General features: G+C 58.4%; 12 protein-coding genes. 3 read left to right on the forward strand and 9 right to left on the reverse strand.

Features of this window, described 5'->3' with window-relative positions; all coding sequences use genetic code 11:
- Position 1: 1 nt before the first annotated feature.
- Genes HUU60_04475 through serS form a run of 4 tightly spaced genes read right to left on the reverse strand, consistent with a single transcriptional unit; the run spans position 2 to position 3,512 of the window.
- A complete protein-coding gene (locus HUU60_04475) occupies positions 2-187 on the reverse strand; it encodes a ubiquitin-like protein UBact (GenBank protein NUL81967.1) in 186 nt (61 codons plus the stop codon).
- On the reverse strand, positions 184-1,695 hold the full coding sequence (locus HUU60_04480) for a proteasome accessory factor PafA2 family protein (GenBank protein ID NUL81968.1): 1,512 nt from the start codon (positions 1,693-1,695) through the stop codon (positions 184-186). Before HUU60_04480 ends, HUU60_04475 begins: the two co-directional genes overlap by 4 nt.
- Before the next feature lie 7 nt (positions 1,696-1,702).
- Positions 1,703-2,215 (reverse strand): DNA-binding protein, encoded by a 513-nt coding sequence (locus HUU60_04485; GenBank protein ID NUL81969.1) that lies wholly within the window; start codon positions 2,213-2,215, stop codon positions 1,703-1,705.
- 25 nt (positions 2,216-2,240) lie between these two features.
- The gene (gene serS, locus HUU60_04490) at positions 2,241-3,512 is read right to left on the reverse strand and encodes a serine--tRNA ligase (protein NUL81970.1); all 1,272 of its coding nucleotides are present in this window, start codon (positions 3,510-3,512) and stop codon (positions 2,241-2,243) included.
- A gap of 253 nt (positions 3,513-3,765) precedes the next feature.
- On the opposite strand from serS, the gene HUU60_04495 reads away from it, so the two are divergent.
- Complete coding sequence (locus HUU60_04495) at positions 3,766-4,290, forward strand: HNH endonuclease (protein ID NUL81971.1); 525 nt, start codon at positions 3,766-3,768, stop codon at positions 4,288-4,290.
- A gap of 1 nt (position 4,291) precedes the next feature.
- Here the strand turns inward: HUU60_04495 and HUU60_04500 are convergent, their stop codons facing one another.
- Genes HUU60_04500 through smc form a run of 3 tightly spaced genes read right to left on the reverse strand, consistent with a single transcriptional unit; the run spans position 4,292 to position 9,998 of the window.
- Entirely contained in the window at positions 4,292-5,362 is a 1,071-nt protein-coding gene (locus tag HUU60_04500) for a site-2 protease family protein (protein NUL81972.1), read from the reverse strand.
- Positions 5,362-6,531, reverse strand: a complete 1,170-nt coding sequence (locus HUU60_04505) for a 1-deoxy-D-xylulose-5-phosphate reductoisomerase (GenBank protein NUL81973.1) — start codon at positions 6,529-6,531, stop codon at positions 5,362-5,364. Before HUU60_04505 ends, HUU60_04500 begins: the two co-directional genes overlap by 1 nt.
- 26 nt (positions 6,532-6,557) lie before the next feature.
- The gene (gene smc / locus HUU60_04510; GenBank protein ID NUL81974.1) at positions 6,558-9,998 is read right to left on the reverse strand and encodes a chromosome segregation protein SMC; all 3,441 of its coding nucleotides are present in this window, start codon (positions 9,996-9,998) and stop codon (positions 6,558-6,560) included.
- Between the two features lie 141 nt (positions 9,999-10,139).
- On the opposite strand from smc, the gene HUU60_04515 reads away from it, so the two are divergent.
- Both HUU60_04515 and HUU60_04520 read left to right on the forward strand, forming a co-directional pair.
- Positions 10,140-10,904: a hypothetical protein gene (locus tag HUU60_04515; GenBank protein ID NUL81975.1), complete on the forward strand. Its 765-nt coding sequence runs from the start codon at positions 10,140-10,142 to the stop codon at positions 10,902-10,904.
- A gap of 163 nt (positions 10,905-11,067) precedes the next feature.
- The gene (locus tag HUU60_04520; GenBank protein ID NUL81976.1) at positions 11,068-11,754 is read left to right on the forward strand and encodes a hypothetical protein; all 687 of its coding nucleotides are present in this window, start codon (positions 11,068-11,070) and stop codon (positions 11,752-11,754) included.
- A 108-nt stretch (positions 11,755-11,862) separates the two neighbouring features.
- On the opposite strand, the gene HUU60_04525 is transcribed toward HUU60_04520, so the two are convergent.
- Together HUU60_04525 and HUU60_04530 are read right to left on the reverse strand one after the other, a co-directional pair.
- A complete protein-coding gene (locus HUU60_04525) occupies positions 11,863-13,590 on the reverse strand; it encodes a cation:proton antiporter (GenBank protein ID NUL81977.1) in 1,728 nt (575 codons plus the stop codon).
- Positions 13,591-13,624: 34 nt separating this feature from the next.
- Positions 13,625-14,836 (reverse strand): type II secretion system F family protein, encoded by a 1,212-nt coding sequence (locus HUU60_04530; GenBank protein ID NUL81978.1) that lies wholly within the window; start codon positions 14,834-14,836, stop codon positions 13,625-13,627.
- Positions 14,837-14,841 lie beyond the last annotated feature (5 nt).

Raw genomic sequence — 14,841 nt, forward strand, 5'->3', positions numbered from 1 at the left:
GTTACTCGCCGCTCCTTTGGCGGTACTTTTTGGCCTGTTCCGGGTCTACCTTTCTCATGCGTTTGAGAAGTTCGTTCGCGCCCGGACGGTCTACTTTGGGCGACTTTGGTCCGTCCTCGTCGCCGTGCTTGGTGGACCGCTCCTGCGGGATCGGCTTTCTCAATCGGTCTTCTGTTCTAATGATCATAATTGGCTCCTTAGCGCATCTGCGATCGCGTCAGCGAAGGCTGTCGGGTCGTCAATTCCCTGCAATGTCTCCAGCAGTTTGGTCAAATCGGGGTCGACCAATCTCTCTAAGTTGATCGTTCGCTCGCCCCTGTCCGTCTTTAATCGAAGTCGTCCCCAACTTATCCATACGATGCGGTCGGCAAAGCGTTGCACGGCCAAGCCTCTTATCTTGGCGCGGGTCGCGTCCATTGCCTCTGAGATGGATGACTGGGCGGTCTCGTCAGAGATCAGCGCCAGCAACTGGCCTTGGTCTACCAAAGCCTGATAAAGGCTCTCGGTTGGATTGAGTAGATGGTACTCCATATCGAGGGCGGCGATCATAGGATCGGACAGTTCGACTCCGTCCGAATCCATGTAGAGCCTGAGCAATCCCAGTTTGGCCGCCCAGTCCGCTCGGTCGGATAGTCTCATCGGGTCGTCGTCCAGCAAGTCGAGGCATCGCTCCCACTCCGCCATTACCCAGTCCGTCTCTTTGTCTTGACCTTCCAACAGTTTGGCGGCTTCGGAGAGATAGGCGCGTTGCACGTCGGTTGCTCGAATCTTCTGTCCATTGCTCAGTTCCACCGTCCAAGCGAACTGCTGGTCTCGCGAAATCTCTTTGATCGCTCGGACAGGGTCTCTTATCTCTATCTTGGGCTGCCATCCGTGCTCGATCAGGTCGAGCGCGATCCGGGTTGTCCCGACTTTCATCGCGGTGGCCCAATGGGATCGGTTGGCATCGCCACAGATGACATGGAGCCGACGATATTGGGCTGCGTCCGCATGAGGCTCGTCGCGCGTGTTGAAGATGGGGCGCCGATAGAGGGTATCGACGCTGGCGATCTCGCTGATGAAGTCGGCGCGCTGAGAGATTTGGAAGGCCGCTTTAGGCCTCCTCTCACCTTCAATGATCGCTTTGCCTGCGCCTGTAAAAATCTGCCTGGTTGATAGAAAAGGGATGAGTCCCGCCAAGAGCCGATCGAACTCTACGTCTCGGCGGCAGAGGTAACTTTCGTGGCAGCCATAACTTGCGCCATGGTAGTCCGTGTTGTTCTTGTAAACCCTTACCTCGGCTCCGACGTTTTTTGAATAGGTTTGCGCGCACTGCTGCACGATCTGTTCGCCCGCCAGGTCGGCGGCAACAAGCGAGAGAAGCCCGACCGTTTCGGGCGTGGCATATTCGGGATGGCCATGATCGTTGTACAGTCTGCCGCCGTTTGATAAGACGCGGTCGGCGACGGCTTGTTGGCCAAAGGCGCGCACCGTGCTGGATTGCTCGAAGCGATCGTCGTTCGGGTCGGTCTGAAGCCGATCGGCCCGAAAGCCCCGCATGTCTCTTCGCGGGTCTTCTAAGGAGTAGTTCCACTTTCGCACTCCGTCCAAGGGGCACGAGCGCACGATTTCCGCAGAAGCCTCCATCAGTTGAGAGACCGGAAGCCCCTCGACCGTAAAGCCGTATTCCGTCTCAAGCCCGACTAATCGACGCACACCGAGATTATACATCTGACAGGCGTTTAGTAAGCCACTCTTCGACTTCGGCAAGCGAATCGGCACGGTCTGCGACTTCCGGCAAAGCGTCCGCCCAGCCGAAAAGAAGCAACGGCTTTTGCATTCGGAGCGCCAGAGCGATCTCGTTAAGCGTGCCGTCGCTCCCCGGCAGGGCGATGATCAGGTCGCTGGTTCTGACATTGATCCAGTTTCGCGTTGCTGCATCGGGAGCGAGCGGGTCGAAAGCGCCGAGAGGCGCAACGACCGGGATTTCGATCCATTGGTTAGGGTAACCGGGCGGCAATCGATGGTCGGCGCCTATGGTGGGCAAGATGCCGATGCTGGCGCCTTTCCTTTCAGGCTCTTCGACAAAGGCCTTGGCGACCGAAGCCATAACGCCCTGTCCACCGCCTGTAAGGAGATTCAGCCCTCGCCTGGCGAGCAGTCTGCCCAGAGGTTGCGCCAAGTGCGGGCGGTCTTCTGTGCCCGACCCCATCACGCCTACTATAGGACGCTTCATATCGCTTTGCCAAACGATGGTTCTACTATGCTATCCGATCGATTTCGCCCATATACGGATAAAGCGGCTCTGGCAGTTTGATGCTTCCGTCGGCGCCCTGATAGGTCTCGATCAATGCGGCCACCAAACGGGGGAGCGCCGTGCCCGAAGCGTTGAGAGTGTGAACGAACTCGGGCTTGCCTCCTTCGCGTCGGAAGCGGATGTTGGCTCGTCGAGCCTGGAAGGCCTCGAAGTTGCTGCAGGAGGAGACTTCCAGATACTCGCCCACGCCGGGGGACCAGACTTCCAGATCGTAGCACTTGGCCGCCGCAAAGCCAAGATCGCCGCCGCAAAGCGTTACAACGCGATAGTGCAGACCGAGCGCCTGCAGCACAGACTCGGCATCGGCTAGGAGTTTCTCGTGCTCGGCGTAAGATTCTTCAGGAAGCGCGAACTTGACCAGTTCCACTTTGTTAAATTGGTGGACGCGCAGGAGCCCTCGCGTCAGGCGGCCGGCGGCGCCCGCCTCGCGCCTGAAGCAAGGCGAGTAGGCCGCATAGTTGATCGGAAGTTGATCGGCTTCCAGGATTTCGTCTCGGTGGATGTTGGTAACCGGCACTTCGGCGGTCGGTATCAGATAGAGATCGTCGTCCGCGCAGTGGTACATGTCTTCTCGAAACTTGGGGAGTTGCCCCGTGCCTTGCAAGACCTCTGGTCGGACCAAGAAGGGCGGAAAGATCTCGGTATAGGCGTGCTTGGAGACGTGCAGATCGATCATGAAGTTGATCAGAGCTCTTTCGAGCCTGGCGCCCAGACCTTTGTAGACGATAAAGCCGCTGCCGCCTATCTTGGCGCCCGCTTCGAAGTCGATGATGCCGAGCGCCTCGGCTATCTCCCAATGGGGCTTTGGCTGGAAGTCAAAGCGGGTCTTTTCGCCCCATCGCTTGTGCTCAGGATTGTCGGCGCTCTCCTTGCCGGGAGGCACCGATTCGTGGGGTATGTTGGGGATTAGAAGCAAGGTCGCTTCGCGTTCTTCTTCGATTCGGTTTGCGTCTGCTCGAAGCTGCGCGATCTGATCGCTCACAACCTTGAGCCTCGCAATCTCGGCCGAGGCCTCTTGCCCGGCGCGCTTCATCTCGGCGACGACCTTGGAGGCTGCGTTTTGCTCCGCGGTCAGTCGCTCTGTCTCCGTTACGGCCTCTCGCCATTTTTTATCCAGTTCCAGCCACTTGTCGACCAGTTCTGGGCTTTCGTTGCGTTTGGCCATGCCGGCCAGGGCGGCTTGAGGGTCGGAGCGCAGAAGTCGATAGTCGAGCATGAGGAGTATTGTACCGCTTGGTCGTTTTGGTTTCCGGCGGTCTTTGGGCTATAATATAGGGGACGAATGATTAAGGAACGCGATATGTTGCGGTTGAACAGCGTGCGCTGGAGTACCGGCTCTTGGTTCGGAATGCGGGGGCGCTTCCGTCAGAAGCTTGCCCTTCCTTGTGCCAATCAGGAAGCCCGCGCCCAGCGTTGCGTCGGGCTTCTTTCTTTTTCGAAGCCAAATTTGAGCGGAGGCCGATGACGAGATGGGCGAAGTCCTGGTGCTGAACCAAAACTATGAGCCGCTGAATGTTTGCTCGATCCATCGCGCGGTTACGATGGTTCTTTTGGGCAAGGTGGAGATCGTGCGCCACAACGGTCGGCGGATCGGCACGATTTCTGGCGGCTTTGAAGCGCCGTCCGTGATCCGGCTCAGCTATTTGGTTAAGCGACCATTGCCCGACATCCGAGTGAGCCGACGCGCGGTGCTGGCGCGAGACCGATACACGTGCCAATACTGCGGTCATGTTTCCAGAGATCTGACTGTGGACCATGTCGTGCCGCGCCGGCACGGCGGGCTGGACACTTGGGAGAATTTGGTCGCCTGTTGCCGCCGCTGCAATCTGCACAAAAGCGACCGGTCGCCTAACCAGGCGAATTTGAAGCTGATGCGAAAGCCCAAGAGGCCGCATTTCGTCCCTTACTTGAGCCTGCCGCTTTATGTCAAAGCGCTGGCCAAGGAGGATTGGAGAGAGTTCTTGCCGGTTTTCGACGACCTAGAGTTCCACTGACCTATCGCAAGAGTCGATCTTGGAAGAGCTTATACAGGTCTAGCGAGATCACCGAGACAAAGATCAGCAGCACCATCGAGAGGCCGACGGCCTGGACGGCGCGAGTCGCTTTGGCCGAGAGCCTCTTTCTCCGAATCGATTCGACCAGGATGATCAATATCCAGCCGCCGTCCAGTACGGGTATGGGCAACAGGTTGACGATTCCGAGCATAATCGAGAAGGACCCGGCAAACTGCGCGACTTGAGTGAAGCCCAGGCGGCTGACGTTGCTGACCTGGTTGGCGATGGAGGCTGGGCCGCCCACCTCGTCCGAGCTGGCTCTGCCAGAAACCAGTTTAGTCAGGAAGCCGGTGATTCCCACGATGTGATTGAACGTAACCGTTCCCGCATACTGGACCGCGCCGATCAGCCCGACCGGCTCTCGTTCGCTCAGCCACATGATCCCGATCATGCCGATTTCGACTTTCTTGCCGTCGACTTCTTTCTCTTTGCCCTTAGGCGTTACCTTGAGTTCGACCGTCTGGCCGTTGCGATCGACAACAAGGGCGAGTTCCTTGCCCAGGCCCTTTTCTATGAGGTTCTTCGCCTCTTCGGTCGTGGCGATCGGCTGACCGTCGATCGACCGGACAAAGTCGCCCGTTCTCATACCCGCTTGGTGCGCTGGGTCGCCCGGGTTGACGAACTGAACGCGAGGAACGGCCTTGTCGGAAGGAACGCCAGCGAACGTTGCGATCAAAAAGAACAGCACAAGCCCCAGCAAGATGCTAAAGAGCGGGCCGGCGAATATCGTCGTGAAGCGCGCCCAGCCGCCTTTCGATTGGAATCCGTCGGGCTCGTGCGCATCTTCCGGATTCATTCCCGCGATCTTTACAAACCCGCCGATCGGTACGGCGCGCCAGTTATAGACCGTGCCGGATTTATCTTTGCCTAAGCGAAAGAGGACCGATCCAAACCCAAGGGCGAACTCCTCAACTCTCATTCCGGCGCGCTTGGCAAAGTACATGTGGCCGAACTCGTGCACGGCCACTAAGAGCGTAAATATCCCCAATATATAGAAAATCGTCGGTATCATCAGGCTAACGCGGGCGCCTCCTTACGTCTGGCCAGCTCGTAGGCCGCTTTCCTCGATGCGGCGTCTTCGGCCAGCACGTTATCGAGCGTAACTTCCGTTACCGCTCGTGAAGACAGCACCGTTCGTGCCAACGGCACAATCTCGTGGAAGCCGATTTCGCCCCGAAGAAACAAGTCTACCGCCGCTTCGTTGGCCGCGTTGAGCGCCGTTGGCGCCGTGCCGCCATTCCTAGCGGCCTCGTAGGCCAAGTCGATGGCTGGATAGCGAAGGCCGTCCATTTCGCTGAACTCGAGCCGCGACATTTTTTCCAGCGGCAGCCTGGGCAATCGCGTTTCTGGGCGATCGGGATACATGAGCGCGTACTGGATGGGGCCTCGCATATCGGGCATTCCCATTTGCGCCTTCATCGAGCCGTCTTTGAACTCGACAATAGAGTGCACGATGCTTTGAGGATGCAAGGCGACGCTGATTCGGTCGTACGGCAGATCGAACAGCCATCTCGCTTCTATGATCTCCAGCCCCTTGTTCATCATTGTGGCCGAATCGACCGTAACCTTTGGCCCCATGCTCCAATTGGGGTGATTGAGCGCGTCGGCGACCGTTACCTGTGAAAGTCGGCCAATCGGCCAGTCGCGCAGCGCGCCGCCCGACGCCGTCAGGATGATTCTCTCGATGTTCGACTTCTCTTCGCCCTGGAGGCACTGGAAGATTGCAGAATGCTCGCTGTCGATGGGGATGATAGGCGCGTTCATTCTTCGAGATTCCTGCATGACGATCTCGCCGGCGGAGACGAGCGTTTCCTTAGTCGAGAGCGCGACCGGCTTGCCATGGCTGAGAGCCATTAGCGTCGGTTGCAGCCCGATCATGCCGGCGACGGCCACGACTACAAGATCGACTTCTGGTCGGCTCACCAGTTCGCACAGTCCTTCGACGCCTTCTTTGACGGTGATTTCGCCTGCGGCGATAGTGGCTCTTGCCCGTTCTGCGGCTTGGTGCGAAGCCAAACCGATCCATTGGACGCCGTGCCGACGGGCTTGCTGGATAAGCAACTCCGCATTGGAGCAAGCGGCGAGCGCGACCACGCTCAAATGTTCAGGCAGTCGTTGGACAATATCGAGAACTTGGCGGCCTATGGAGCCTGTCGAGCCAAGCAGTGCGATTCTTTTCATGAGGCTAGCCTATATTACCTTTTGAGTCAGGCGATTGGTTCCCCTACAGGATCAACGGCCATCTCGACGACCGCCCGAGTCTCATCGACCGGATCGCCCGCTTTGTACGGCACGATGCGCGAGACCCCAGAGACCATGGTAACGCCGACCCAGGTCTTGGCGCGTCCGATGGTAACCGGATTGTGCGTAACGACCAAGGTTTGGCTGGTCTTGGCCAGTTCCTCTACGTGATCGACAAATCGCTCGACGTTGCGACCGTCCAGAGCGGCGTCTACCTCGTCTAGCACGCAGAACGGGCTTGGATTGACATCGAGGAACGCAAAGAGCAAGGAGGCCGCCGTTAGGGCGCGCTCGCCGCCGCTCAGCAGTTCGAGTCTTTGGCGCCGCTTGTTGGGGGGCTGGGCTTCGATGACGACCCCGGCGCTCAACGGATCGTCGGGGTCGGTTACGATCAGATCGCACTGTCCTCCGCCAAAGAGGCGGGCAAAGCGATCCTGGAAGGCGGCGCGAATGCGGTCGAGGGCTTGTTCGAACTGCTCTCTTGCCGATCCGTCCATCTCCTGCAGACTCTGCTTGATCCGATCGTGCGACAGCGCCAAGTCCTCGCGCTGTGTCATTAGTTGATCGTGCCGTTCCGAAAGCCGCTCAAACTCCTCGACCGCGCCCAGATTGACATCGCCCATTGCCATCATGGACCGGCGGAGCGAGCGAATTCGATCTTCGACCCCTGTCGCCTCGGATTCCCAACTCTTATCGGGTTCTCCGATGGGATCGTCGCCGAACTCCTGCTCCCATCGCTCTTTCAGCTCGGCGATTCGCGCCTCGGCTCTTGCCGACTGAAGCTCCAACTCGCGATCTTTGCGCGAGAGCGAAGAAAGGTCGGATCGCATTTGCCGAATCTTGTCGGCCAGTTGGTATCCCAACTCCAACTGTTCCTGTCGCTTGGTTTTTAGGTCGGCGGCTTGTTTCTCGGCGGCTTGAAGCTGCAGATCGGCTTGGGCGCGCTCGATTAGGATGGTCGCTTCGCGCTTCTCGATCTCTTTGAGTTCGCTGCCGACCTGCGCGATACGGCCTTCCAGCTCTGTTCGTCTGATTTCTTCGTTCGCACGGTGGCGCTCAAGTTCTTTTGTTTCGCCCGTTAGAACCTCTCGCTCGCGTCGGCGCTCCGCATCGCGGCTGCGCGATACGGCCAGTTCGCTTGTAATCTGCTCTATCTGGGCTCTCAGATCGTCCATATTGAGGGCGATCTGGTCCGGGTCGTACTCGGTCGCCATTGAGGCCGCATCGTCTGCGATTCTAAGGGCCTGCCGGACTTCGTCCAGTCGTTTTTGGGCATCGGCAAGCGACTTGTGCGCCGCTTGTTCCTCTGCCCGGGCGCCCGCTAGTCGGGTCGAATGGTCGTTGAGCTGGGTCGTGAGGCTTGATGCTTGCTCAAGCAAGGCGGCCTCTTCGCTCATAGCTATCGATCTGGCTTGCTCAATCGCGTCGATCTGAGTTTGGATCTGCGTTAGACGATCGCGAGCGCTGTCGTATTCCGCCCTCATCCAGATTGCGCCTCGCTTCTCGATGCTGCCGCCAAACAGGGCGCCTGCGGCGCTTACCGATTCTCCATCGATTGTAACGACCCGTTCGATGTCTGGATCGCGCTTGGCAACTCGGATCGCTTCTTCCAGGTTCTCCGCAAGCGCCACGCTGTCGAAGAACGACTTGAGCTCGCCTTCCAGATGCTGGCTGAGGCAGTTTGGACAGCGCTTGCGCTCTGACATCAGTTCCAAAGGCAAGAAGGTTGCAGAACCCAGATCGTTCTCTCTCAGGTATCGGATCGCGGCGAGCGCTTGATCGACCGAATCGCAGACAAAGGCATCTGCCAGAGCGCCGAGCGCGGCGGATAAGGCCAATCGGTGGCGGTCGTCGGTCGATATCGTCTCGGCAGCGCGGCGATAGACCGGCGGCAAGTTGCCGTTGGCGATCGCGCTCAAGATGGCCTGAACCCCTGCTTCCGAGTCTTCGCCAGACTTCAGCGCGCCTTCGATAACTTCCAGGCGGCCGGATTCGCGATCGAATTCGGACTTCAGCAAGCCTGCCTGATCGGTTAAGTTCTTGACCGATCGGCTTGCTTCGGCCGTCTTTGAACGGAGGCCTTCTAACTGCGCCTTAAGGCCCTCCGCACGCTCTTCGATCGAGCTTCTCGACATTTGGGCCGCTTCAGCGTTGCCAGCCGCCTCGTCCAAGGCGTTCAGGAGATCGGCCTCCTCTGAGCGGAGCCGTTCGATGGTCGCCTTTGACTGCTCGATGCTGAGTCGCTCTTCGGTAACTTGCTTCCACAGTCGTTCCAACTGGCTTCGTTCGTCCTCGAGTTTGGCTCTGGCTTGCTCCAGTTCTGCGGCTTGACGCTCGCCGTCGGGGGCCGATGCGAGTTCGGTCAGGCGCCTTGCCGACTCTTCGAGTTCTGATGCGAGCCTTTCGCACCGCTCTGCGACGCCGGCAATCTCGGAACGGGTCACCTCGATCAACTCGCTGATCGTTTCGCGACGCTGCTGAGCGAGATTCCATTGACCTTCTAATCTCTCTAAAGCGCTGTGCATCCCGCTCTGGACGACGCGTATCGCGTCGAGCTCGGCATCGATCTCAGCGACTGCCAAACCGCCTTGTTCTGCCAACTGTTCCTGCTGTTCGATCAGCATCTCTAAGTTGGTCATTTGCGAATCGAGCGCTTCGCGCCTAGAGTCTGCATCAGCCAGGACTGCTTCGGATAGGCGCATTTCATTGCTCAGAAAGCGGCGGTCGAGGAGCGTCAGTTCGTCACGGAGTTCGCGATATCGGACGGCGCGTTCGGCTTCGAGCCGCATCGGCTCTCGCTGCCGATCCAATTCGGCAATCACGTCTTCGGCTCGTTGCAGGTGCATTCGCGCCGTCTCCAGGTCGCGAAGGGTCTCTCTCCTTCGGTGCCGGTAGCCTGCCACGCCTGCGGCCTCTTCGATCCATTGTCGCCGCTCTTCGGGAGTCGCGGCTAGAAAGCTCTCGACATCGCCCTGGCCAATGATCGCATAGCCGCCTCGCCCCAGCCCGGTGCCTGCAAAGAGGTCGGCCACGTCTTTGAGCCTGCAGGGGGTTTTATTGATCCAGCAGTCCCACTCGCCGTTGCGATAGAGCCGCCGGGTTACTTGCACCTCTTCGGCGTTCAACGGCAACCAGCGCGATTCGTTGTCGAAGAGCAGGCTGACCTCGGCCAGGCCGGTAGGTTTTGTATCGGTGGAGCCGGCAAAGACGACTTCGGTCGCAGAGCCTGCCCTCAGGGCGCGAGGGGAAATCTCGCCCAGCGCCCAGACGATCGCGTCAACGAGGTTGCTCTTGCCGCAACCGTTCGGCCCAACCACAGCGGTCAGATCGCCGTCCAGGTCGATCTCCGTGCGATTGGCGAACGTCTTAAAGCCTTGAATTCGAATCCTTTTGAGAGCGATGGGCATCCGTTCCGTCCATCATCCGATACTACGGGTTGTATTATGCACGATGGAAGCAAGAAAGATGTTGGGATTCCTTTGTTGGTCGCGCTGTATAGACAACGGCGCGCGACTTTCTGCCGGGTAGACTTGGTCCGGAGGGATCTTATGATTACAGCGACCCGATTCTTATTAAAGTCTCTGATGGTTGTTTTGGCAGGGAGTCTCGTTCAGTTTCCTTGCGCCGGGCAAACATGCGACCGTCGAGAGACCCTATTGACCTATTCTGGCGACCTGCGAGGGGTTACGGCTTTGGCGCATTCGCCTGATGGCTCGACATTAGCCGTAGGCACTGCCGTGATGCTGAGTTCCGGGACTCTCAGAACGCGATATTCGGGCGGAACGGTCGTCTTGATGGATCTAGCCACTTCGGATATTCGGACCGTTTTTGAAGTTGCCAGTAGCGACGGAGTCACGGCTTTGGCGTTTTCTCCCGACGGACGCCGGTTGGCGATCGGCGTTACGCGAATGCTTGGGGACGGAACGCTGGGAACGCGATACTTGTCAGGCACGGTCTATTTGTACGACATTGAGCAAAACGTCTGGGTTACGGCCTACTCAGAGACAATTAACAACCCTGGCGTAACGAGCCTTAGCTTCAGCCCGTTAGGAAGCCATCTTGCGATCGGAATCTCGCGAGTTAGGAGCGATGGCGTTGCAGGAACTCGATTTGTGGGCGCTTCCGTCGTTACGATTCGGTACCCATTGGCCGATGTCAACGGCGACCTTTGCACCGACGACAGCGATCTTGCGGCGGTATTGCTCGCATTTGGTCAGTCCGGCATCAATTTGCCGGAAGACGTCAACTGTAGCGGAACGGTCGATGACGCCGACCTGGCGCTTCTCCTATTCGATTTCGGCACTGGCTGTTAGGTATTGGCACGGAACTTCGCGATGGCCTATTCGTCTTCTATCTAGCACTTTCCGGCAGGCGGCTCCGCACACTTCGATTGGTTACGTTCCGGCCAATCTATGGTAAAATTCCTTGTAACAGCCGGAGCGGAGTTCCTGCTGGACACAAAAGGAGGCTTTTGTTATGAAACGCTTAATTCCGGGGCTTGCCCTTGGACTCTTGCTGACGTTTGGAGCGACCGCGCAGGATCAGGGCGGCAACAAGAACAGCCAGCCGACGCCTCCGGGCAACGTCATTGCGCCCGCGCGGCCGGCGACCGGCATCACCCCTCAGGCGCTGACCGTTTCGCTCGGTCTCAATGCCGATCAGCGCGCTCGCGTCGAGCGGATGTATCAGGATTGGCAAGATCGCAACAACCAAATTAAGGCGGACGGCGGCTTGACTCAGGATCAGCGGCTGCAGCGCATGATGAAGAGCCGCGACGAGTATATTACCCAGGTGCGCGGGCAACTGACCGACGAGCAGAAGGTCAAGTTCGAAGAGGTTTTGAAGACCGACACCTCCGGCGCCGCGCAGGAGTTTACGCTCAACGCCGAACAACGGCAGAAGATTCTCGAAATCACCAAGCGCTACAACAAGATCAAGGCCGAAAAGATGGAGGATCCCAAGCTGAATCCTCAGGATCGCCAGAAGGCCATTCGCGAGGTCGAGAAGCAGATGCTCGACGAGATCAAGGGCGTCTTTACGCCCGAGCAGCGCGCCCGATTCGAGGAGCGGCAGAAGAATCTGGAAGAGGCCAAGGCCAAAGAAGCCAAGCCCGCAGAGAAGAAGCCTGAAAGCAAAGAGGGCGACAAGAAGGGCGATAAGTAGTTTGCCGAGATAGGCCGATCTTGCGCTCGGCCTATCTCTTTTTGAACAGCGCCAGAACCACGTCCCCGTCAAACTTCATCTTTTTCAACTCGTCCACGATTTTTAGCCTCATAGAGCATCGATCTCCCGCGGGTGCTTGTACTGTTCCCTTCTCTTCTGCACAAGAAAGTCCATCACTTGCAAGGGATCGAAGCCCAAGCGAACGAGGCTCTCGCGAATCATCTCGGAAGCGGCCTCGAACTCGCCGAAGATGACGGCGATGGCGCCCGCTTCTCTGATTTTGGCCATATCCTTGCCGCGATGGACTCTGGCAATAATAGGGAGATTCGGCTCCATTTGTTTGAGCCTATTGACGACCATGGCGGCAGCATCGCCGTCTGGCAGCGCAACGATGGCCAGTTGCACTTTGTGAGCGCCTGCGCGCTGCAGCACTATATCGGACGAAGCGTCCCCGTAGAGCACAACGACATTGTCGCTGTGGGGGTGGTGGAAAGCGGTTTCGTCGTAATCGACCGCCACATGAGCGACGCCCATCGAGGCCAGAGCCTCGGACAAGTATCGACCGACCCTGCCGAATCCCAAGATTGCGACTTGCGGATGGAATGCGCGCAGTTTTTCCAGTTCGTCGTGCTCCCGAGGGCTGCGGTTAAAGAGTCTGGCGATCGCTGGCCATCGGATGAGCCTCGAGTAGATTTTGGGGGAGATCTGATAGAGGAACGGTGCAAGCAATAGCGAGACGAGCGCCGAAGACAAGATGATCGAGCCCATTTCGTTCGAGATCAGGCCGCGGCTTGCACCGAATGTGGTCAGGACAAAGGTGAACTCGCCGATGTGCGCAAGCCCCAAGGCCGAAATGGTCGCTGTGCGTCCGTGCCAACCTGCTGCAAGGAGCACGGTCGCAACCAGGAGAGCCTTGACGATCAGGATCAGACCGAGCGTTGCTAGCACGGAGGGCCACTGTTTGACGAGACTCTGGAGATCCAGCAGCATTCCGACCGAAACGAAGAACATCGAGGCGAAGACGTCTCTGAGCGGCCGAACCTGGCTGAAAGCTTCGTGCGCGTAATCCGATTCGCTGATCATCAGTCCCGCCATAAAGGCGCCGATCTCCACGCCGAGGCCCGCTTCCTGGGCCACGATGCTCACGATGAGACAGGAGCATACGATCGTTAAGAGGAAGAGTTCGCGACTGCGTCGATGCGCCACAGCGTGGAGGATGCGCGGCATTCCCTTGGTGGCCACAATGATCGTGCCGACCAAGAAAAGCGCCGCTTTGCCGATCGCTATCAAGACCTGTCCGAAATCGTCTGGGGAGTAGTTGGGGCCAAAAGCCGGCAACAGTGCGATCATGAGGATCACGGCCAAGTCTTGCGCGATCAACAGAGCCAGCATCGCTTTGCCGTGCGAAGAGTGGAGTTCGCCCCGTTCTTCCAACACCTTCATCATGACCGCGGTTGAACTGAGCGCCAAGCCGCAACCCAAGAAAACGCCCTGAAACAGGGTCCAGCCGAGGAAGTTGGCCACTAGCGCTCCGACCGCAACCATGCCGAGAATCTGCGCGCTGCCGGCAAAGAGCGCCGTGCGCCAAACCGAACGAAGCTCCTCGAGAGAAAACTGCACCCCGACCGCGAACATCAAGAGCGCGGCGCCTAGTTCGGCGACTAGTTCGACCGCCTCAGGGCTTGCCGAAAAGCCAGGCGCATAGATGCCCACCACTACGCCAGCGGCCAAGTAGCCGACTAACGGGGGAAGTTTGGCAAGATTGGCGGCCAGTCCGCCCACCAATCCGGCCACCAATGCTGCTCCGACGCCGGACAGAAAGATGTGGCCGTCCATCGAATCTTAGTTCGACTTGGGCCGGTCGCATCCTCTACTTGATGTTGCCCATCAGGCTGTAAATGGGGGAAATAACGGACATGGCGAAAACGCCGATCACGACGCCGAGCGCCAGCACCATGATCGGCTCTAGGATCGACGTCAGCCCTTTCAGGCGTTGTTGCACCTCGTCGTCGTAGAACTCCACAACCTCGCCCAACATTTCGGGCAGCGCGCCTGTTTTTTCGCCCGCGGCGACCAGTTGCAGCACGATGGTCGGAAACTCGTTCGTCTCCTTCATCGAATGGGCGAGAGGCAGGCCGCTTTCGGCGTCCATCTTGACTTTCGTCAACGCCCGCTCCATTCTTCGGTCGCCCGACGTTTCGGCTGCGATCTCGATCGACCGCCCCAAATTGACGCCCGATGCAATCAGCGTCTGGAGGGCCGACAGCGACCGGGTCAGCACCACCTTGCGCGTCAAATCGCCTACCATCGGCAGTCGCGCAATCCAATAGCCGACCGGCTCTCTAAACTTTGGCAGCTGCCACAATCCGTACAATGCGATCAAGACGACTAGCGGAGACGCCAGAGCGATAATCTTGTATCGGTCCCCCAATGTGCCAAGGAAAACAAGCGCCTGGGTGGTTACTGGAAGATCGACTTTCATCTGCTTGAACATCTCGGCAAACTTCGGCATGATAAAAGCGATCATGTAGGCAAAGGCGAACATCGTGGCGATCAGGATCGATGCGGGATACATCATTGCCGACTTGACCCGTCGTTGAAGCCCGAGCGCCTCGTTCAGGTAGTCTGCGGCGCGCTTCAAGATCGTATCCAGATTGCCGCCGGTTTCCGCGGCCTGCACCAGGTTGACGTAAAGCTTAGGAAACACGGTCGGACGACGGCGCATCGCTTCGGACAGGGATCTTCCCTCTTCGACCTCGGCCTTTACTTGATCGAGCGACTCCTTGAGAACGCCGGGCTTCATGTGCTCGCCCAATGCTCGCAGCGACTCCAGAATCGGCACTCCTGCGCGCACCATGACTGCGAACTCTCGGCTGAAGGCCACGAGTTCGTCCATCCGCGCGCGCTTTAAGGATTTGAGGCGTTGGGCTATCGGAGCATCGTTTCCGCCCGATTTAAGCATCATGACGAAGCAACCGTCGCGATGGAGGGCCTCTAAGGCAGCCTGCTGCGAAGCCGCCTCAAGGCTCACTTTTCTTTGCTCGCCGCTCTGCGTTCGAACTCTTCCGACAAATGTAGGCATTGTTT

Source organism: Armatimonadota bacterium (assembly GCA_013359125.1).
Lineage (GTDB): Bacteria > Armatimonadota > Fimbriimonadia > Fimbriimonadales > GBS-DC > JABWCR01.

What these genes read in the sequence shown, in the direction of transcription:
- HUU60_04475 (NUL81967.1), bottom strand. Translation starts at nt 187, where the DNA reads ATGATCATTAGAACAGAAGACCGATTGAGAAAGCCGATCCCGCAGGAG.
- HUU60_04485 (NUL81969.1), bottom strand. Translation starts at nt 2,215, where the DNA reads ATGAAGCGTCCTATAGTAGGCGTGATGGGGTCGGGCACAGAAGACCGC.
- serS (NUL81970.1), bottom strand. Translation starts at nt 3,512, where the DNA reads ATGCTCGACTATCGACTTCTGCGCTCCGACCCTCAAGCCGCCCTGGCC.
- HUU60_04495 (NUL81971.1), top strand. Translation starts at nt 3,766, where the DNA reads ATGGGCGAAGTCCTGGTGCTGAACCAAAACTATGAGCCGCTGAATGTT.
- HUU60_04500 (NUL81972.1), bottom strand. Translation starts at nt 5,362, where the DNA reads ATGATACCGACGATTTTCTATATATTGGGGATATTTACGCTCTTAGTG.
- HUU60_04505 (NUL81973.1), bottom strand. Translation starts at nt 6,531, where the DNA reads ATGAAAAGAATCGCACTGCTTGGCTCGACAGGCTCCATAGGCCGCCAA.
- smc (NUL81974.1), bottom strand. Translation starts at nt 9,998, where the DNA reads ATGCCCATCGCTCTCAAAAGGATTCGAATTCAAGGCTTTAAGACGTTC.
- HUU60_04515 (NUL81975.1), top strand. Translation starts at nt 10,140, where the DNA reads ATGATTACAGCGACCCGATTCTTATTAAAGTCTCTGATGGTTGTTTTG.
- HUU60_04520 (NUL81976.1), top strand. Translation starts at nt 11,068, where the DNA reads ATGAAACGCTTAATTCCGGGGCTTGCCCTTGGACTCTTGCTGACGTTT.
- HUU60_04525 (NUL81977.1), bottom strand. Translation starts at nt 13,590, where the DNA reads ATGGACGGCCACATCTTTCTGTCCGGCGTCGGAGCAGCATTGGTGGCC.
- HUU60_04530 (NUL81978.1), bottom strand. Translation starts at nt 14,836, where the DNA reads ATGCCTACATTTGTCGGAAGAGTTCGAACGCAGAGCGGCGAGCAAAGA.